Raw genomic sequence first — 20,499 nt, forward strand, 5'->3', positions numbered from 1 at the left:
TACTAGTGCTGAATATTTTGAAACGCCAAATTGCAGAAGTCCCGAATGTTACACAGATCAATGATGTGAAAGATCATGATTCCGTGGTGAAAAAAGGTAGCCGAGTTTTCCGTAATGCTATGCGTTGGTTTAAAGCGGGTGTGAATGACCGCTTAACTTCAGCTTGGCCATCAACGCCGTTACCTGCAGATTTAATTGTGGAGCGATACCAGCGCACCTTGGTTGCACGTAGCCGTGAGCAATGTGCCAATAATGACTATGGTCGGAACTATTTGCGCTTAACCCATCAGAATATTGTGGGTCCGCAAGGGGTCACACTTCAAGCACAGATCCGCAATGCCCAAGGGAAATTAGACAATAAGTTATGTGATGCTGTTGAGCAGGAATGGGCAAATTGGAATAAAAAACATCACTGTGACATTCAGGGCAAAAAGTCTTGGCGTTCTATGCAACGTTCTTGTGTGATTTCAGCAGCCAAAGATGGTGAGTTCTTTGTACGAATTATTCGCGGTGCAGATGCTGGGGATTATGGATTTGCTGTACAGATGATTGATGCACAGCGTTGCCCGATCATGTATAGCGCAAAACTATCAGGTGGTCGTTTTATCCGTCAGGGCATTGAGTTTAACCAATTTGGTCGTCCGATCGCTTATTACTTCGATAGTGATTCAGAAGAAGAAAAACAATATCGCTTTGGTTCAGGCAATTATATCCGTGTACCTGCCGAGCAAATCATTCATGGCTATTTAGAAGAGATTGTTGGTCAAAAGCGTGGCTTACCATGGACAGCGACAAGTCTGTTCCGCATGAAACAGCTTTCCGAATTTGAAGATAGTGCGATTACCAATGCGCGAATCTCCGCAAACAAAATGGGCTTTATTCAATGGAAAGAAGGGCGTGGACCAGAATTCGATCCTGAAGAGGATGAAATCATCATTGAAAGCCAAGCAGGTGAATTTCCAGTTTTGCCAGATGGCGCTGAACTTAAAGAGTGGTCTCCCAATTATCCAACCGGTGAATTCTTGCCTTTTCATAAAGCTATGCTGCGTTCAATGGCTGCTGGTATGGGTGTGCTTTACAACAATTTAGCCTCTGACCTTGAAGGGGTGAATTTCTCAAGTATTCGTCAGGGCACTTTAGATGAGCGCGAGCACTGGAAAGAACTTCAACAATGGTTGATAGAAGCTTTAATCGAACCTGTGTATTACGCATGGCTTGAATATGCCTTGCTCAAGGGTGTGATTAAGAAGGGCAATGTGGCCCTGAAAGCTGTCGATATTGAGCGTTACGCCCAGGTCACTTGGCAACCACGCCGTTGGGCTTGGATTGATCCATCAGCCGATGTGACTGCAGCTGAAAAGTCGAAGAACAACATGCTCACTTCCGCAGGGGCAATCATTCGTGAACAAGGCAAAGATCCACAAACGGTATGGGCTGAAATTGCACGAGATACCAGAGCCATGATTGATGAATTGGTGGGACAAGGAATTAGCAAAGAGACCGCGGAAGAAATGATTCTGGCCAGTATGGGGCGTAAACAAACTACAGGGGTCGGAAGACCTAAAGAGGGTATGTAATGAAAATTCGTAGAAATATGTCAATCGCTTTGGCAGGTATGTCATTAATTCGGGATGCTTCACAAACCAAGCCTTTGCCAGATTTCAATAAAGACAAATTAGTACGTAACTATATCGTTGATGATTTCAAAGTCGATATGGAAAAGCGTACGGTCGAGCTTTCATTCTCGAGTGAAACAGAGGTAGGTCGTTGGTTTGGTATAGAAATTCTGGATCATAGCCAAGGGGCAATTGATTTTACACGCTTGCATAGCCGTGCACCGTTTTTGATGGATCACAACTCCCGTGATCAGGTCGGTGTGGTTGAAAGTGCATGGCTAGACCAGTCACAGCGTAAAGGTCGTGCCTTGGTTCGTTTGAGTAAGTCTGCACGTGGTGAGGAAATCCTTCAGGACATAAACGATTTAATCCGAACCAATATCAGTGTGGGTTACACCATTCAGAAAGCCATTCTAAAAGAGCAGCGTGAACATGACGATGTTTATTTGATTACAGGATGGCAGCCTTATGAAATTTCATGTGTTTCTATTCCTGCAGATACCACTGTAGGCGTGGGGCGTTCGAGTGAAAAACTGAATAATGAAAATAATTCTGCTGTTCCACAAAATGAGCCAATAGCAATTATTCCAACGAATCAGCAAAGAGCAAAACGTATGAATTGGGACTACTTTACAGATGCTAATGGCAATCAAGTTCGTCAGCGTATTAACGAAAATGGCGAACGCTATGGCGAAATTGAAATGGTACGTGCAGCGGGTGATACCGCTGAACGTGGTGCAGAAACGGAACGTAAACGTGTCAGTGAATTGATGCAATTGGGCGAGCGTTTTGGTGCAGGTGATTTGGTGCGTCAATACATCGATGAGAACAAATCACCAGCCGAACTTCAGAATGCAATTTTAGAGCGTATGCTTGGTGAACAGGGGCAACCAATTGTTGAAAAACCGAAAGGGAATAATGCCAATATCGGTTTAACAGGTGATGAAGCACGTTCGTTCAGTTTAATGCGTGCAGTACGTGCCATGTTGCCAAATGCAACGCAGGCGGACCGTGAAGCTGCAGCATTTGAGATTGAATGTTCGGAAGCAGCACAAAAGGCCTATGGTCGTTCTGCTCAAGGGATTTTAGTTCCTGCAGATGTGCTTAGCCGTGTGTTTGAGGTTGGAACTTCTCAGAATGGTGCAACCTTGGTGGGAACCGATCACCGCGCGGATATGTTCATTGAAATGCTACGTAATCGTTCAACCATTATGAACTTAGGTTTCATTATGGATGGCTTGGTCGGTGATGCTGAGATTCCTAAACAAACAGGTGGTGCAACTGCCTATTGGTTGGGTGAAGAGGAAGATGTGCCAGCATCAAGTCCAGCAACAGGTCAATTAAAACTTAGCCCTAAAACCGTGGGTGGTCGCGTTGAGATCAGCCGTAAGTTGATGCAACAAAGTTCTCCAGCGGCTGAGCAACTGGTGTGGAATGACTTAAACCGTGCCTTAGCTTTGAAAATTGATAAAGCGGCTTATTACGGTACAGGTGGAGACAATCAGCCACTCGGCTTAAAAAATATCTCGGGTGTCAATGCAGTGAGCTTTGCAGCGGTGAACCCAACCTTTGCTGAATTGGTGCAAATGGAATCGGAAATTGCTTCAGACAATGCCGATGTTGATCGTATGTCTTACGTGATTAACGCTGCAATGCGCGGGAATTTTAAAACTTCTGCCAAATTCGGATCTGGTACTGAAAGTACGATTTGGGAACCAGGTAATACCGTGAATGGCTATCGCACAGAAGTGACCAATCAAATTGAAGCAGGTGATGTGTTCTTTGGCAACTTTGCAGACTTGATCATTGCGATGTGGGGCGGTTTGGATCTAACCATCGATCCATATTCATTAAGTGCTAAAGGTGGTTTACGCATTGTGGGCTTCCAAGATGTGGACTTTGTTTTGCGTAACACAGAATCCATCTGCTACGGCAAGAAAACTGTCTAATTGATCAGCCACTACGGTGGCTTTCCTCTCTAATTTTGTGAGCATATATCCATGAAAACAAATGTCGTAATTGCCCTAACTTCTGCGGTTGTAATCGAGGGTGAAATTCGTAAAAAAGGTGACGAAGTTGAAGTTTCACATGCCTTGGCACAAGACCTGTTACGCCGTGGTCGTGGCACTTTGGTTGAAGGTGATGATGAAGGGCAAGAAGTTGATTTGGCGAAGTTAAACAAAGCCCAATTGGTTGAGTTCGCTTTGCATGAATATGAAATTGAGCTAGATGCTTCATTGACCAAAGAAAAAATGATTGAAGCCATTCAAGCTGCTGCTGAAGCTGAGTAACTCCTATGCCAAGTTGGGAAAACCTAGATGTATTTTTGCAATTAGATGATGTGGGTGGTTTTGGTACCACAGCAACCTTGCAATTTACAGATGGGGCGGAGCGTTCAGTCAAAGGTATTTTTGATGAGCCTTATTTGAATGCCCAACTTGGCGAATATGAAATTGATGATGCTCAACCACGATATACCTGTAAAGCAGTAGATGTTGTAGGTGTGAAACGTGGAGATTATTTGCTGTTTGCCGATGGTCAAAAATACTTTGTGATGGGCTACCCGCAACAGGATGGTACAGGGATGGCTGTTCTGAAGTTGGAGACAGCACGTGATTAGATTAAATGTCGAATTGCAGGGTATTCAAGCAGTTAATGATGAATTGGAACCCACTGAAAAGCAGGCTGAAAAAGCCATGCAACGTACCTTAAACCGCATGGCGAAATGGCTACAAACCCGTACAGCACGGGGCTTGAGTAAAGAATTAGAAATGTCTCAACGAATTATTCGTAGACGTTTAAAAAAGAGCAGCATTTTAAAGACTTCGACAGGTTACTCCATAAAGCTGTTTTATGGTTTGAATGATGTAGACCTGATTCACTTGGGTCCAAGACAAACCAGAAAAGGTGTGACAGCGGGAAAACGTAGAGTGGATGGGGCTTTTTTAGCGAAGTCCAAGCATCAGGTGTTTAAGCGGGTTGGAAAATCCAGATTACCAATTGAAAAGCAGTCTGAAGCGATTAAAGCCAAAGCGGATGCGTATTTAGAGAGTGCTGAGTTTAACTCAGTCGATTTTCATGAACAGTTTTTTAAAACCTTGGAGCATGAATTGAAATGGTTGATGCGATAACTGGGGTGGATCTTGATCAATTACATGATGTGATTGAAGCAAAATTACGGACTCAATTTCCTGCATTTAAATTGGTGCAGTTTTATCGGGATGAGGAAGAGCGCAAAGCACCTGGTCAGCAGGAATTACCTGCATTACTTTTAGAACTGACTAATTTTGATATTGATGTCGATGGTGATGCAGGCACAGAACAGATGCCTTTAACTGCAAAATTTGAAGCACGCATTATCGATACGTTTAATCAGCGCCGCGCCAAGATTAATGTGCGCAAACTGGCTGCAGCAGTTGCCCTATATATTTTTAAGAATAAGCATTTTACTGGGTTGGGAAAATTTGGTGTGGGTGTAAGCACCGTGGATGACATCACCGAAGATGCATTTTTTCCTGAGTTAGATCGCCTAGAAGTGTGGCGGGTGGATTTCTCGACACAGATTGTCGTGGGTGAAAATGTCTGGGTTGAATCGGGTGAAACGCCAATACCTGTCTTTAGTTATGCACCTGAAATTGGTTTGGGGCATGAAGAACAGTATCAAGAATTACCACTCAATCAGGAGGTGTCATGAGTTATGCCGCAGCGCAAATTGATCGCATCCTTGCCAGTCTGGTTCGCTTTGGTCGAGTGGTTGCGGTGGATTATAGCCAAGCTCTTGCCACAGTAGATTTTGATGGGGAGTTGGTTGAAGGCATCATCTGGCTAAAAACGAGGGCAGGAGATGATCGTAGTTGGTCTGCCCCTAGCAAAGATGAATATGTCCTGGTTCTTTCTGCCAGTGGAGATTTATCCCAAGGGGTGATCTTAGGTGCTTTGGAGCAAACAAAATTCCCCAATGCGGGTGCAGATGCCAACCCTGTAATGGTTTATAGCGATGGCACCAGAATTCATTATGACAAAAATAGCCATGTTTTAAATATTCAAATGGCTGGTGGTGGCAAGGTAATTATCAAGGGTGATGTGCAGGTCACAGGAGATATTACTGCTACAGGTGATGTAAAAGCAGGCTCTATCAGTCTTAAAACGCATAAACATGGTGGTGTACAGGGTGGAAGTGCAACTACACAGGTACCGCAGTGATGATGAGTCGAGATACAGGTCAAGCCATTACAGAAATTCAGCATCTGCGGCAGTCGGTGGTAGATATTTTGTCTACACCTATTGGCAGTCGTGTAATGCGTCGAGATTACGGCTCTCGCTTATTTTACCTAATTGATGCGCCGCTGAACCGAGCAACGCTAATTGATTTATATGCTGCAGTTGCAGAAGCATTAGCCAAGTGGGAAGACCGTATTACTGTGCAGCAGGTGGATGTTACAAGTAGTCAAATTGGGCAAATCACGTTGGCAATTACAGGCATTTATAACATTGATGGGAATCCATTAAGACTCGATGGGATTGTGATTCAAAAATGAATTTAGCAGATTTTAGTACTTTATCGGCACCGGCTTTAATTACAGAGCTTGATTTTGAAACAGTCTATGAAGAACGTAAGGCTGCATTCTTAGCGCTGTATAGCGATGCAACGGCTAAAGCAGAAATGAGTAAAACTTTGGAGCGTGAATCTGATCCTGTGGTGAAACTGCTACAAGAATCGGCCTATCGCGAGGTTTTATTTCGTCAGCAACGCAATGATGATGTAAAGGCTTTATTGGTGTTGTATTCATCTGGCTCCAATCTGGATCAGTTGGTGGTTGACCGTGGGTTGAAACGGTTGATTATTACACCTGCAGATAATACCGTCGTGCCACCTGTAGATGCCGTATATGAAAGTGATCATGATTTAAAAGAACGCTATCTGCTGGCCATGGATGGTTTAAGTGTCGCAGGTCCAGTATCTTCATATCAGTTTTATGCAGAAAGTGCCGATGGTCGGGTGGGTGATGTTTCAGTAGTGTCCCCCCAAGTTGATTTAAGCAATATCGTGCTAGAGAATTTGACAAAAGCCCAGTTGATTCAGCTGATTGAGAACCTGTTCTATCTGGATATTTATATTCTGCAAAATGACTCTGAAACAGGCGTTGCGACTCAAGAATTGATTAATATCGTGCAAGTTGCTTTAGATGATGAAAAAGTTCGACCTTGTTGTGATAAAGCCATCGTTAAAAGTGTATCAGTCATAAATTACAGTATTGTGGCAACAATCTTCGCGAAACAGACTGCCCAAGCTGCAGCAGTTTTGGAGATAGCACAACAGAATCTACAAAACTATGTGGCTGAGCAAAAGAGAATTGGGCGCAGTATTCGTCGTTCAGCTATTTATGCGGCTTTACATGTAGATGGGATTGAGCATGTTGATATCACATTACCCGCTGCGGATATTGTGATTGATGCTACCCAAGCGGGGCATTGCACCAACATTGATATTTCTGTGGAGGCCTATGAATGAGTCTCTTACCCGTCAATGCGACAGATCTAGAACGTAAACTTGAGCAGGTAACACAGCAGGAAACACATTTAGAGCAACGCCTTACCAAGTTGATCAATATTGATCAAATACCTGACCGCTTTTTAGATGTGTTAGCAATTCAGTTTTCGATTGATTATTGGCGCTATGACTGGGCCCCCTCATTAAAGCGTGCTCGATTAAAACAGGCATTTGAACAACATAAAAAGAAAGGGACTTCTTATTCAATTAAATCGGCACTCATACCTTTTGGCTATGAGGTGACTTTGGTTGAGTGGTGGCAAACGGAACCAAAGGGAATACCAGGAACATTTTATCTGGAATTAGATTTGGTCGGTCGCCCTTTGGATGAAAGTTTATTTAAAGAAGTGAATCGCTTGGTTGATGAAACTAAACCTGCCTCAAGGCGTTTAAGTCGATTAACAATTTCTGCAAATCCATTATTAAGTTTAAAAAATATTGTAGCGCATCAATCTGCGTATACTTCAGTTAGTGAGCCTAAACCATGAGTGATTATTTTAACGTTACTACAAATAATGGTGATGCCGCCATAGCTGCAGCAATTGCAAATAATACAAAACTGAATATTACGCATGTTGCTTTTGGTGATGGTAATGGTGCCGTGCCTACGCCAAGTAAAACCAGAACGACCTTAGTGAAGGAAGTGCATCGTCAAGCAGTCAGTAAATATAGTATCCATCCTACTGTGTTGAATTGGCTTACTGTTGAAGCCATTATCCCTTCTGATATCGGTGGGTTTTGGATTCGTGAAATTGGCTTGATTGCGAATGGCATTTTAATTTCGCATGGCTCACATGCTCCATTTTTCAAAGTTGCTGAAACCAATGGGGTGAGTGAATTCCGCTTAAAATATACCATTGATATTCAAGATGGTTCGGTAGTCAGTCTTATTTTGGATGAATCCTTAATTTATGCGACCCAAGCATGGGTCAATGAGAATTACATTCGTCGTAATGAATTGGTGGATAATCTGACCACCAGTGATTCAACGAAACCGTTGACTGCCAAGCAAGGTAAAGCACTTCAAGACAATAAATTAGATAAGACTGCAAATGCTGTAAGCGCAGAAAAACTAAGATTATCGGGCGATAAACACCTGACAAGTACAACATCAGGTTGGGTGAAGTTTGCTACCGCTAAAATTCTGCAAAGCGGTGATAGTGTCAGAATCGATTTTACGGGTGGTCAAGGTTACAACGCAGGATTAGTCGCACAATGTGCTATTCAGAGCATTGTATTGCGATCAGGTAATGGAACGCCTGCGACAGGTATGAATTGCGTCTGGTATACAGTTGATGGCCTCAATAACTTTTTGAATGTTGGGTTTGTCGCATTAGGCTCAGATAATTATGAAATCTGGATTAATGCAGCAAGTTACATGCGTGTTCAATGGGTGGCATTTGTGAGTTTAAATTCACAGCTTGATATTAATCCACAAGTTGTACAAGTGAACGCTCCCGATAATTTAGTTGGAGCAACAAATTACATTTTGCCTCGTATAAGCAGTAATGTTGCTTCTGCTAGTAAATTACAAACAGCTCGAACGGTCAGTTTCTCTGGTGCTGCCACGGGTTCATTCAACTTTGATGGTTCAGTAAACTCGTCCTGTATTCTAACCCTTGCCAATTCTGGCGTGGTTGCGGGGACTTATGCATCCACCATTCAAATTCCATCCATTACGGTAAATGACAAAGGCCAAATCACAAGTTTGTCACAACAGAACATCCGTTCAGCTTCAGTTACCCAAAGCGGTGTAGTTCAACTGAATAACACATTGACCAGTACCGCTATAGATCAAGCCTTAACGGCTGCCCAAGGTAAAGCATTGCAAGACAGCAAATTAGCGAATAGTTCTAATCTTTCAGATTTAACAGATGCTGCAACTGCAAGAACAAATTTAGGTTTGGGTTCAGCTTCGACGTACAACATTGGGACTTCTGGGTCTGCGGTACCATTACTGAATGCAACAAATAAATGGGCACCTCAATCGATTAGCGCTTCATACCCTTCATTACGTCTCGAACTAGCAAATGTAAATGAGGGTTCAACCAGTAAATGGTGGGGGATTGAAGCTTCAGGTACTGGGGATGCGTCTAGCTGCTATGTATGGAGACGTTCTGAACCAAATAATAATACAGGTCAAATAGTTGTTTATTTCCCTTTAGCATCGGGCACACTTGCGCTGACCAGTTCAGATATCACAGGCAATGCAGCGACTGCAACCAAACTTGCTACAGCACGGGCAATTAATGGTGTCAATTTTGACGGTTCAGCAAACATTACAATTGCTGATGCTACAAAGCTTGCGTTGACAGGCGGTACGGTTACAGGTGTAACGACTTTTAATGCCTCAATTACACTTAAAAGTGGGATTAACTCCGCGGTGGCGGTCAGCTTTCTTAATTCTGGTTCTGCTCAAAATATTAATGTTGGTGGCTTATTAGTATCGAACTCATATTCAGATGCATCATTGGTACCAGTGAATGGGATCTACGCTAAAGGTGATATCAAGACCATTGGGTCTATGTATGCCAACAAATTCGAAGGCGATCTCACAGGCAATGCCACGACTGCGACTAAACTTGCAGCAACGAAAAATATCAATGGCACCCCATTTGATGGTTCTGCTGATATTAATATTAGTAATCTTCCTGCGGATATTACTATTGGGAACGGTAATACCGAAGGTTATAACTTATTAAAATTCGGCAACTACAATAAAATTTCTGGTGCAGGCTATGCACAATATTTACATACAGGAAAATGGAACAGCACTAATAGACAAATTGGTCTGAGTTTGGCCAACGATGTAGGCGCTACGATTTCTACACTTTTTCTCGGTGAAGATGGTGCATATTTTCATAACGGTACTGCTTATAAGCTTGCGCGTTTAGTTGACAATGTTGCGAGTGCAACAAAATTAGAAACAGCACGCACCATTGGCGGAGTCAATTTTGATGGTACGGCCAATATCAATTTACCTGGTGTAAATACGACAGGTAATCAAAACACCACAGGTAATGCTGCAACAGCCACCAAACTGGCAACAGCCCGAACCATTGCCTTAACTGGAGCTGTCACAGGTTCGGCTACTTTCGATGGCTCAGGCAATATTTCTATTGATACGGTTGGTTTAGGTGTTGGTCAGACTTGGCAAAACTTAACAGCAAGTCGTTCACTTGCAACTACGTATACCAATTCTACAGGTAAACCCATCATGGTATCTGTCGCATGGGAGCAGAGTAACCAAGGTGAAATGACGCTTACAGTTGGTGGAGTTGCTGTAGATCGAGGTCGTCAAAACCAAGTTGGTGGTGGTGCAGCAGTTCAGGCCATTGTTCCAGCAGGTGCAACCTATAGTGTGACAAGTACAGCCAACACCATCGCATTCTGGTCGGAGTTAAGATAATGAAATACTTTAAGAACCCTACAGGTGAAGTCTATGCATTCGAAGCAGATGGTTCACAAGATGATTTAATTACAGATGAATTTGTAGCAATGACCGCAGATGAAATTGATCGCCATCTCAATCCACAAAACTATCTCAGTGATGAAGAAAAAGAACAGCTTCGACTGGCTCAATTCCAATCACTCACCCGTCGTCAGTTTAAATTGGCATTATTGGAAAATAACCTACTCGAAACCGTCGAGCAGACCATCAATACAATTGAAGATCCAACCCTTAAGACCCGTATTCAAATTGAATACAACGAATCAGAACGGTTCGAACGTAGTAATCGATCTGTTCAATATATGCTTGGATTTCTGAATTTAACTGCTGAGCAAGTCGATGAAATGTGGCAATACGCAATGACCTTATAAAGTGAAAAAGTGAATAATGAAACTTGAGAGTATTTGCTAAAAAATAGGTCCAAAATCAACCAAGATTCTGGATCAAAATATGCCTGATTCATTTTTACATGGGATTGAGAATCAAACTGTCGATGATGGTTCTCGTCCAATTACAACAGTTCGCAGTTCAACCATTGGCCTTGTCGGTACAGCACCAGATGCTGATCCTCTTATTTTTCCTTTAAACACCCCAGTATTAATTGCAGGTTCTCGCACTGAAGCGGCGAAACTCGGTTTAACGGGTACGTTGCCAGATGCGATTGATTCCATCTTTGATCAGATTGGCGCCGTAGTGATTGTGGTGCGAGTGGAAGAAAGTACGACAGTAGCAGAAACTCTTGCCAATGTATTGGGTGGTGTGGATGCCAACAGTGGTCAATATGAAGGGGTACATACTTTCATTGCTGCTGAAAACATTACAGGTTTTGTGCCGAAAATTCTGATTGCACCAGGCTTTACCCATACACGTGCTACCGAAACCGCCAATGCGGTGGTTGCAGAATTGTCTGGTATTGCAGATCGGCTCAAGGCGGTGATTATTGCGGATGGTCCGAATACCAATGATGCAGATGCAATTGCCTATGCTGGTGATTTTGGTTCAAAACGTATTTATGTAGTTGATCCAAAATCTAAAAAGACCGGCACGGATGGCAACACTATTACTTCATGGTCGAGTGCACATGTGGCAGGTTTGATTGCTAAATCAGACAACGAGCGTGGTTGGTGGTGGTCACCATCAAACCAAAACATCAATGGTATTACTGGCACAGCCCGAGCAATTGATTTTGCCATGGGAGATACCAATAGCCGCGCCAACTTACTCAATGAGAAAAAAGTAAATACGATTATTCGCCAAAATGGTTATCGACTTTGGGGCAACCGTACTTTGTCTAGTGATAGTAAGTGGCAATTTCTGTGTGTGGTGCGTACCGCCGATATGATTGATGAGTCATTGAAAGCGGCTCATCTCTGGGCAGTAGACCGTGGTATTACCAAGAATTACGTAAGTGATGTGGTAGAAGGTGTAAATTCCTATTTGCGCTACCTCAAGAACATTGGCGCGATCATTGGCGGTCAGTGTTGGGCAGATCCAGATTTGAATGCTGCGGATGTGATTAAGTCGGGTAAGGTGTATTTTGACTTTGATTTCACACCAGTTTATCCAGCAGAACACATCGTTTTCCGTTCGCACCTTGTGGACGATTACATTAAAGATATTTTTGCATAAGGGGTGTAACGCATGGGTGTTGCTGAAGATATTCGTAAGAATTTTAATTTATTTGTTGATGGCAAAGGCTTTGCTGGGAAAACAGATGAATATAATCCACCTGAGCTAACTTTACAGACTGAAGAATATCGTGCAGGGGGCATGGATGCTCCGATCGATATTACTACTGGGATGAAAAAGCTTGTTGCTGACTTTACTTTGAACTCACATAGCAAAGATGTGTTGTCTTTGTTTGGGATTAAAGAAGGCAGTAAAACCCAGTTTACCGTACGTGAAGCCATGGAAAGTTTTGATGGTACCGTAACGGCTGTAGTGCACAACATGACGGGAAAAATCGTCAAAATTTCCAGTGGTGCGGCTAAGGCAGGGGAATTACCGAAGGACAAATATGAATTGTCTTTAACCTATTACAAAAAAACCATTGGTGGCACTGTGGTCCATGAAATTGATGTGGAAAACATGGTGCGCATTATTAATGGCAATGATGTACTTGCCGATATTCGTTCAGCTTTAGGAATGTAAAATGACTCAACAATTACCTGAATATATTAGTGAAGCAGAGGAAGGCTATAAGATTACTCTGCTTAAACCATTAGAGATTGATGGAGCAAAAGTTTCTGAAATTGTAATGCGTGAGCCAACAGTACAAGATCTTTTAGCTGCCGAAATGCAAGCCAAGAGTTTGGGTGCGGCAAAACAGGAAATCGTGATGTTTGCGAATTTGTGCGATGTTACTCCTGAACAAATCCAAGCAACGACTTTGCGTAACTATGGGCGTTTACAGGCAGCTTTTAAACTTTTTACGGATTAAGTGCAGAGTCGATTCGTTCCTTTGTACTTTCGCTAGCCTCACATACTTCATGGTCGAATTCAGAAATAGAGCAAATGCGAATTTCTAAATTGCTGTGGTGGTGTGATGGACTGCCAAAAGAATAAAGCACCTTCGGGTGCTTTTTTATGGAACGTATATACAGCACTGAAATAGTGAATAATGAAAAATTCCCTCTAGCCATTCACCATAACATCATCTCAAACATTCTGATGATGTCATGGCAAATAAACGTCTTAATGCGCTGATTACAATTGGTGGAGCGGTTGCAGGGAGTCTTAAAACTGCAATTGGTTCTACCACGTCTCAATTAGGGAAAATTGGGACAGAAGTGAATAAGTTAAAAAGAAATCAAGCGGATTTGAGCCATGCTATTCAAACCTTCGGAGGTATGGGCAAGAATGTTGATAACTTACGCACCAAATATTCCGCCGTCACAGATGAAATTAATCGACTGACCAAAGCACAAGAACGACTCAATAAGGTCGAAGAGTTACGCCAGAATGTACGTGGCGGAGCAACCAAAGTATTAGGCGGGTCGATAGTCGCTGCAACAGCAACAGTGGTACCCGTTAAATTAGCAATTGATTTTGAAAGTGCGATGGCTGATGTAAACAAAGTTTTCTCTGGAACAGACTCACAATTTAAAGCGTTAAACACTGAAATTATCAAGATGTCCACGGTTCTGCCGATGGCTGCAACTGATATTGCGACGATTGTGGCATCAGGTGCGCAGTCTGGAATTGCTGCAGGTGAATTAACAAAGTTTGCTGAAACAGCTGTGAAAATGGGCGTTGCATTTGATATTACTGCTGCAGAGTCTGGTCAGGCCATGGCAGAAATGCGCACAGCATTCAAAATGTCTCAAGAACAGGTCACATCACTTGCCGATCAGATTAACTTTTTAGGAAATAATACGCCCGCTGCCGCTAAAGGCATTATGGAAATTGTGCAACGTATTGGCCCATTGGGTGAAGTAGGCGGTTTTGCATCTTCTAGTATTGCAGCACTTGGTGCAACTATGCGAGGCATGGGGGTTTCTGAGGAAATTGCTGCAACTGGTATTAAAAATACAATGCTTGCATTGGTTGCAGGTGAGTCTGCAACAAAAGGTCAAATTGCAGCCTATAAAGAACTTGGCTTGGATTATGGCAAAGTCGCAAAGGATATGCAGAAAGATGCCAATGGCACCACACTTATGGTGCTTAAGCAAATTGCCAGCCTAGATAAATACAAACAGGCCGCCATTCTAAAAGATTTATTTGGATCGGAATCATTGGGTGCTATTGCGCCGTTGCTAACCAACATGGAGGCATTAGAGAAAAACCTAAACAGTGTATCGCAAGCAAATAAAAAGGCTTGGGATAGCTCTATGCAAAAGGAATATGAAGCAAGAGCAGATACAACCGCAAATAAACTTCAACTTCTTAAAAATAACGCAACAGGTTTAGGGATTACGATTGGTACAGCATTATTGCCAGTCGTATCATCAATGGCTGAGAAAATGTCCACAGTTATTGGGTCGGTAACAGCGTGGGCACAAGAGAATCCTGCTTTAGCATCCACCTTGACCAAAGTGGCCGTAGGCGCAATAGCAGTAGCAGGTGGGGTTTCAGCACTGGCAATTGGGGTAACTACAGTTATTGGACCTGTTGCATTGGCTATAAGCAGTTTTTCTGTTTTGGGTAGTAGTTCTGGTGTGGCTATTACCATGCTAACGAAAATGATTGCCCCGATAAAAATGATTGGAACTGTATTTGGAGTTGTTGGTAAAGCAATGCTTGCCAATCCAATGGTATTAGCAATTACGGCAGTTGTTGCTGTTGTAGCGGGTGCTGCATATCTGATTTATAAAAACTGGGAACCGATAAAAGCATTTTTTTCAGATTTATGGGGCGGGGTAAAGTCAACTATTGGTTCGGCTTGGGATGGTATTAAATCCACGTTATCTGGAGCATGGGAGAGTGTAAAAAGTGTATTCAATGCAAGTGTAACTTATGTCAAAGACATCATTAAAAGCGTAGATACCGTATTTGCTGATAACCCTTTATTAAATGTACTTTTGCCATTTATTGGTATCCCTCGAATCATTATTGCGAATTGGTCAAGTATTACAGCTTTCTTTGGTCAAATTTGGGCGACAATTTCTGGCTATTTTATGACAGGTGTGAATGCTATTAAAACCTGTTTTACGATTGGATTTAATGCAGTTTATGGTGTTGTCAGTTCAGTGTGGACTTCTATTTCATCATTTATTCAATCAGCCTTTAGCACTGTATTAGGTGTGATTAATACAGGAATGACCGCTATCGGCACATTCATGTCGAGTGCATGGGGAGTGATTAAAAATATTGTTTCTACTGCGTGGTCGGGGCTTTGCACTATTTTCTTAACGATTACACCGCTTGGTTACATCATCCAGAATTTTGACGCAATTAAGCTGTTTCTATCTGGGCTTGCAAGTAGCTTTATGTCGATTGGCAAAAATATTATTGATGGTTTGATTTCAGGAATTTTATCTGGATTTGAACGATTAAAAGGTGTTTGGAAAAGCATCAATGACTACATGCCCTCATTCATGACTAAGAAAATGGATATCCATTCACCGTCACGTGTAATGGCGGGCTTAGGCGGTTTTATTGTTGATGGGATAGGTGTTGGCATGCAAAGCCGCACGCCTGCATTGAAGCAAGAGTTTGGCAAAGTATTAGATACTTTTGAAAAACGACCAACAGTACCAAGTGTAAAGCCACCTGCAGCAGCAATTGTAAGATCTGAACCTCCATCATTTGCTCGAGCATCTTTACAAAAAATTGGTGATATGTTGTTGAGAAATCCTTCAACTCCACAAATTGGTGAGACTAGGTTGAATAAACCAGAGCCACAGTCATCCTCACAAATTGTTGCAAGACCAGCACAGGAGCCTCCATCTTTTGTACGTACTTCTTCACAAAGGGTTCCACCGCAGCAAAACGTTACTAACTACTTCACGATTAATGCAGCACCAGGGCAAGATCCTAAACAAATTGCAAAAGAAGCGGTGAAGCTGATGAGACATGAAACTGCCGTTGCCCAACGCAGCAGTAATTTAGATTGGGGGTACAGTCAGTAATGGATGGTCAAATCTACGGTTCATTCCTCACTATGATGCGATTAGGCACCTTTAAGTTCGGCATATACACAGCAGCTTACCAAGAGCTGAACCGCAGTACGCAATATAAGTGGGGTGCGCAAGAAGTTTATGGGGGGTGGGACAACTTGCAATATTTAGGACCTGGTGAAGATACTCAGACTTTAACCGGTATCGTCTTTCCTGAATTTAAAGGTGGTACTGGGCAATTACATAGCTTGCGTGCTTTAGCTGCAAAGGGTGAACCATTGTTATTGATTACAGGTACAGGTCGGATTGAAGGCTATTGGTGCATTACGCAGATCGATGAAGGACAGACCAAGTTTGCCGCATTTGGCGTACCGCGCCGTCAGGAATTTACGATTACTCTGCGTAAGGAATCTAATAGTGCCTCGCTACTTGGATTGGCTGCTAAAGTTAAGAACTCACTAGGATTTTAAACATGGCACAGTATCAAACCAAAGAAGGTGATGTGTTAGATCAGATTGCCTATCAGTATTATGGCAATACCAATAACCGCATTGTGGAATCAATCTTGGAGATCAATGTTGGCTTGGCAGACCATGGTGCTGTGTTGCCTGAAGGCTTACTCATTACTTTACCTGAACAAGAGCAGTCTACGGTCATTTCTAACAAGCAGGTGAAATTATGGGATTAAAACCGTCCTTTCGCGTTGTGGCCAATGGTGCTGACATTACTGCTGTGCTTGCTAATTTCTTGTTGTCTATAAAAGTGACAGATAAGACTGGATATGAGTCGGATCTGTGCGAAATTATATTGGCAGATGATCCTAAACAACCTATTACCTTCCCACCGAAAGGCGCGGTGCTTGAAGTGTATATGGGCTACGATGCCGATCTGATCAAAATGGGTGTATTCATTGTGGATGAGATTGAGCTTGAAGGTCCACCAGAACGAATGACCATTCGTGCACGTGCAAGTATCCAAACTGAAAGTAAAGATGGAAAGACCTCCATCATGTCGCAGAAAACACGCTCATGGGCAAAAGAAACCACGATTGATGATGTGGTGAAAAAGATTGCCAATGAACATGGCTTAGCATCCAAAGTAAGCGATAGTTTGAAGGCGGTAAAACTGCCACACCTCGATCAGTCGGATGAATCAGACATTAACTTTTTACTACGAGTGGCCAAACGATACGATGTAATTTGCAAAGCTGCAGGTGGGAAGCTATTGTTTTTAAAACGGGGTGAAAGCAGCCTATCTTCAGTCAGTTTAAGCCGTGGGGACTTAAGCAGTTGGCGTATGACACAAAGCTCTAAAGATAGTGCGGGTACTGTGGTTGCCTACTGGAATGAGCGTAAGAATGCCAAACGGCATGAAGTACAAGTGGGTGAGGGCGAACCAGTCCGCCGTTTGAAACATAGCTATGCCGATGCCAAGAGTGCACAAGTTGCCGCACAGTCTGCGTTGGATACAGCCAAACGAGGGGAAGAAACCTTAAGCCTAACATTACCAGGTAATCCATTACTTTCTGCGGAAATGCCTTTGGAGATTAGCGAGGTTCGAGAAGGGATTAACGGAAACTGGATCATTGAGCAAGTGACTCATACGATTGATAAGTCACTTGGGTATAGCTGTGGGGTGGAGGGGGTGAAGGTGGTTGAATAATTACGATGAATTAATAATTGGCTATCTTAAATTGATAAAAGAATCGAAATTAAAAGTGAACTTCCTAATAGCATTTCATCTGGAAAATAAGACTAAATGTAAATTTATGTAAAAAGTGGTGCGATGAAGCGTTTTAAAGCCGTTGAGATGTTTTGCTTTTAAAAAACAATATAAGTAATTGAAATTTAATAATAATTTATTTGTTTTTTGTGTTTTGTTTTGCTAATTTAAATGCATACTCTATTTGAGAAAAACAACATGACTGAACTTAATTTGGCAAATACATTATTTGAAGGCTTTAACGATAAAGAAGGCTTAGTAATATGTGGTTATGAATGGGGATGGTCAAAGGCAGACCAAGAAAATGAAGGGAAGGTTCCTCCAATTGATTTTTCAATCCCATGTACGTTTAGTAATAAAACCTTACGCTATGGTGAACAGGCTAAAGGCTGGCGATACGATAATAAGATTAAAAAGTGGTTTACTTTATGGGGACATCCTTTAAACGAAGATGCATTGGGATCAGATTTTGATAAATGTATTATCCAAACGAATTGGGCATATACCAGTAATAATAGTATTAATGGATATGGTCGATTTTTAGAAGAAGAAGCAATTAATAATTTTCTCCTTCATATTGCTACTTTGAAACCTAAAGTTATTCTTTTCATGGGGAGTAAATTAATCAATTTATTAAGACATGAAAAAGTGTGGGACAAATTTACAGCCATAGTAGGTAATCAAACATCACCTTTAGAAGTAGTTCGAAAACAAGAACATGATGGTAGAAAATTTAAAGTGTTTTTTGAGGAGTTTGAAACTTGTAAAGTTGTTTGCTTCCCGCATCCATCTAGTAGTAGAGGATTATCTGATGGATATATTGGTCTTTTCAAAACAGAAATGGATAATATTTTTACCAACTACAAAAATGAAAAAAACTTGAGAGCTTAGTGTAAGAGTTGATCATGAAAACTGTCCATTTACTTCATGGTGATATCACAAGGCTTCCAATAGATGCATTGGTGAATTCTGCAAATAAGTCACTTTTAGGTGGTGGAGGTCTTGATTATATCATTCATAAAAAAGCAGGCCTTTTGATGAAAGAGGCCTGTATTCAGCTCAATAAAGATAAAGGTGGATGTAAAACTGGTAGTGCAGAAATAACTATTGCTGGCAATTTACCGGCAAAATTTGTTATTCATGCTGTGGGTCCAAGATGGTTGGGAGGAGAAAAAAAAGAAACTCAATTGCTCTGTGATACTTATAGCAGTGCATTGTTCAAAGCAAATGAAATTGGAGCTAGAACCATTTCATTTCCAAGTATAAGCACTGGAGTTTATGCATTCCCAAAGCAAATGGCTGCTGAAATAGCAATTGGTGTAATTCTTTCTGCATTGCCACACTACACTATGATAACAAGCGTATTTTTTGTTTGTGGTGATATTGAAAATTATATGATTTATAAAAATATTTTGTCTCAAATAGATGATCCAGCAATAAATATTTTAATTCCACCTATTGGTGAATACGGAAGCCTTGGCAAAATTGCTCGTGATTTAACAGGTGGTGGTAAGCCTGAGAATGAACTCGAAGACATTGATGCTTTCGCTAAATTTATGGTTGATATGTTGCCTGAATAACCAATGTTGTTTTGTACTTATAAAGCGCCGTAAGGCGCTTTATTCATCTGTAAAGTTCCTGCCAAGTAAATCCTAATTCTCCAGCTCAACCAGACAAACACTACTCCTCCACAACCTCTGCATCCCGCCAAAATCCACCGCGCTGACGGGCTAGAAAACCATTGGCTATGGTGCTATCCATGAATGTCATCGCCAAGTCACTATCTTTTACCCATTCGAAACGTGTCGTTATTTGAGCTCCAATCTCTGATGGTTCCCAGTAATCATCTTCATAAGTTACTGTTTGGCTAGATAGATATAAGCCTTTCTTTTTAATACACCACATAGCTTCATCCTTGACTAAGCATCCCGTGGAAAAGTGACAAATTCATCGGGCATTTGAAAAAAGTATTCATGTGCGTGTTCATGATCCGCCGTGAGCCAATCTTTTCTGTATTGCTCTGGAATAACAATAATAGATCTCTTTTCATCCTTAGGCGCATGGAATTGTTTCATAAATGGATGGTGATCTGAGTTGATCGTGAGCATTGAAAATGAGCGAACCTTACTACCTTCAATTACAGCATCATCATAGATACCAGCAACCGTAAAAGGTTGGCCATCTTTACGCTTAATGGTGTACCAGTACGGCTTACCATTAATGTATTTGGGTTCATAGAACTCTTGAACAGGGACTAGGCAAAACTTGCTGTACTTCCATGCATGTCGAAAGCTTGGCTTTTCAGCTACAGTTTCAGTCCGCGCATTGTATGTATGGCTGCTAAATCGTAATTCCTTTGCCCAGCTTGGTAGTAGTCCAAACTTTGCGATATCAAGCTCTAAACGATCAGATCCATTCAGGATGATTGGGGCATGGTAAGAAGGGTACACATGTTCTTTTAAATCAAGTTCGAATTGATCTGTGTTGACATCTAGCAGGGCTAAGTCTTTTTTACTTGGTATTTGGTAATTTGAGCACATAGAATAATTTTAACTCAAAGCATTACTTAGAATTATATACCTGCTTCCATATGCACGTGGA

General features: G+C 41.9%; 22 protein-coding genes and 1 pseudogene. 21 read left to right on the top strand and 2 right to left on the bottom strand.

Annotated features, from left to right (window positions below):
* Positions 1-5 precede the first annotated feature (5 nt).
* The 21 genes and pseudogenes from MP622_RS03620 to MP622_RS03720 form a co-directional block, all read left to right on the top strand.
* A complete protein-coding gene (locus MP622_RS03620) occupies positions 6-1,577 on the top strand; it encodes a phage portal protein (protein WP_243792567.1) in 1,572 nt (523 codons plus the stop codon).
* Complete coding sequence (locus tag MP622_RS03625; protein ID WP_243792568.1) at positions 1,577-3,565, top strand: phage major capsid protein; 1,989 nt, start codon at positions 1,577-1,579, stop codon at positions 3,563-3,565. The genes MP622_RS03620 and MP622_RS03625 overlap by 1 nt, the downstream gene beginning before the upstream one ends.
* A gap of 51 nt (positions 3,566-3,616) precedes the next feature.
* The gene (locus MP622_RS03630) at positions 3,617-3,907 is read left to right on the top strand and encodes a hypothetical protein (protein ID WP_243792570.1); all 291 of its coding nucleotides are present in this window, start codon (positions 3,617-3,619) and stop codon (positions 3,905-3,907) included.
* 5 nt (positions 3,908-3,912) lie between these two features.
* On the top strand, positions 3,913-4,236 hold the full coding sequence (locus tag MP622_RS03635; protein WP_243792571.1) for a hypothetical protein: 324 nt from the start codon (positions 3,913-3,915) through the stop codon (positions 4,234-4,236).
* Positions 4,229-4,747, top strand: coding sequence for a phage tail protein (locus MP622_RS03640; RefSeq protein WP_243792573.1), 519 nt, complete (start codon positions 4,229-4,231; stop codon positions 4,745-4,747). Before MP622_RS03635 ends, MP622_RS03640 begins: the two co-directional genes overlap by 8 nt.
* Positions 4,732-5,310: a hypothetical protein gene (locus MP622_RS03645; RefSeq protein WP_243792575.1), complete on the top strand. Its 579-nt coding sequence runs from the start codon at positions 4,732-4,734 to the stop codon at positions 5,308-5,310. Before MP622_RS03640 ends, MP622_RS03645 begins: the two co-directional genes overlap by 16 nt.
* On the top strand, positions 5,307-5,819 hold the full coding sequence (locus MP622_RS03650) for a phage baseplate assembly protein V (protein ID WP_243792577.1): 513 nt from the start codon (positions 5,307-5,309) through the stop codon (positions 5,817-5,819). The genes MP622_RS03645 and MP622_RS03650 overlap by 4 nt, the downstream gene beginning before the upstream one ends.
* A complete protein-coding gene (locus tag MP622_RS03655) occupies positions 5,819-6,154 on the top strand; it encodes a GPW/gp25 family protein (RefSeq protein ID WP_243792579.1) in 336 nt (111 codons plus the stop codon). Before MP622_RS03650 ends, MP622_RS03655 begins: the two co-directional genes overlap by 1 nt.
* The gene (locus tag MP622_RS03660) at positions 6,151-7,128 is read left to right on the top strand and encodes a baseplate J/gp47 family protein (RefSeq protein ID WP_243792581.1); all 978 of its coding nucleotides are present in this window, start codon (positions 6,151-6,153) and stop codon (positions 7,126-7,128) included. The genes MP622_RS03655 and MP622_RS03660 overlap by 4 nt, the downstream gene beginning before the upstream one ends.
* A complete protein-coding gene (locus tag MP622_RS03665) occupies positions 7,125-7,655 on the top strand; it encodes a phage tail protein I (protein ID WP_243792583.1) in 531 nt (176 codons plus the stop codon). Before MP622_RS03660 ends, MP622_RS03665 begins: the two co-directional genes overlap by 4 nt.
* Complete coding sequence (locus MP622_RS03670) at positions 7,652-10,576, top strand: phage tail protein (protein ID WP_243792585.1); 2,925 nt, start codon at positions 7,652-7,654, stop codon at positions 10,574-10,576. Before MP622_RS03665 ends, MP622_RS03670 begins: the two co-directional genes overlap by 4 nt.
* Positions 10,576-10,989: a hypothetical protein gene (locus MP622_RS03675; RefSeq protein WP_243792587.1), complete on the top strand. Its 414-nt coding sequence runs from the start codon at positions 10,576-10,578 to the stop codon at positions 10,987-10,989. Before MP622_RS03670 ends, MP622_RS03675 begins: the two co-directional genes overlap by 1 nt.
* 79 nt (positions 10,990-11,068) lie before the next feature.
* The gene (locus MP622_RS03680; protein ID WP_243792589.1) at positions 11,069-12,247 is read left to right on the top strand and encodes a phage tail sheath subtilisin-like domain-containing protein; all 1,179 of its coding nucleotides are present in this window, start codon (positions 11,069-11,071) and stop codon (positions 12,245-12,247) included.
* Between the two features lie 12 nt (positions 12,248-12,259).
* A complete protein-coding gene (locus MP622_RS03685) occupies positions 12,260-12,769 on the top strand; it encodes a phage major tail tube protein (RefSeq protein ID WP_243792591.1) in 510 nt (169 codons plus the stop codon).
* Position 12,770: 1 nt separating this feature from the next.
* Positions 12,771-13,058 (top strand): phage tail assembly protein, encoded by a 288-nt coding sequence (locus MP622_RS03690; protein ID WP_243792592.1) that lies wholly within the window; start codon positions 12,771-12,773, stop codon positions 13,056-13,058.
* Between the two features lie 238 nt (positions 13,059-13,296).
* Positions 13,297-16,188, top strand: a complete 2,892-nt coding sequence (locus MP622_RS03695) for a phage tail tape measure protein (RefSeq protein ID WP_243792594.1) — start codon at positions 13,297-13,299, stop codon at positions 16,186-16,188.
* Complete coding sequence (locus MP622_RS03700; protein WP_243792596.1) at positions 16,188-16,646, top strand: phage tail protein; 459 nt, start codon at positions 16,188-16,190, stop codon at positions 16,644-16,646. The genes MP622_RS03695 and MP622_RS03700 overlap by 1 nt, the downstream gene beginning before the upstream one ends.
* Positions 16,647-16,648: 2 nt before the next feature.
* Entirely contained in the window at positions 16,649-16,864 is a 216-nt protein-coding gene (locus tag MP622_RS03705; protein ID WP_243792598.1) for a tail protein X, read from the top strand.
* A complete protein-coding gene (locus MP622_RS03710; RefSeq protein ID WP_243792600.1) occupies positions 16,855-17,838 on the top strand; it encodes a contractile injection system protein, VgrG/Pvc8 family in 984 nt (327 codons plus the stop codon). Before MP622_RS03705 ends, MP622_RS03710 begins: the two co-directional genes overlap by 10 nt.
* A gap of 258 nt (positions 17,839-18,096) precedes the next feature.
* Entirely contained in the window at positions 18,097-18,789 is a 693-nt protein-coding gene (locus MP622_RS03715; protein WP_243792602.1) for a hypothetical protein, read from the top strand.
* A gap of 14 nt (positions 18,790-18,803) precedes the next feature.
* Positions 18,804-19,349: pseudogene (locus MP622_RS03720) on the top strand (macro domain-containing protein); the annotation flags it as partial.
* 229 nt (positions 19,350-19,578) lie between these two features.
* Here MP622_RS03720 and MP622_RS03725 read toward each other — a convergent pair.
* Positions 19,579-19,803: a hypothetical protein gene (locus MP622_RS03725; RefSeq protein ID WP_243792603.1), complete on the bottom strand. Its 225-nt coding sequence runs from the start codon at positions 19,801-19,803 to the stop codon at positions 19,579-19,581.
* Positions 19,804-19,817: 14 nt separating this feature from the next.
* Positions 19,818-20,438: an SOS response-associated peptidase family protein gene (locus tag MP622_RS03730; RefSeq protein WP_243792605.1), complete on the bottom strand. Its 621-nt coding sequence runs from the start codon at positions 20,436-20,438 to the stop codon at positions 19,818-19,820.
* Positions 20,439-20,499: the final 61 nt, after the last annotated feature.

The organism is Acinetobacter sp. PK01 (assembly GCF_022819285.1).
In the GTDB taxonomy this organism is placed as follows: domain Bacteria; phylum Pseudomonadota; class Gammaproteobacteria; order Pseudomonadales; family Moraxellaceae; genus Acinetobacter; species Acinetobacter tandoii.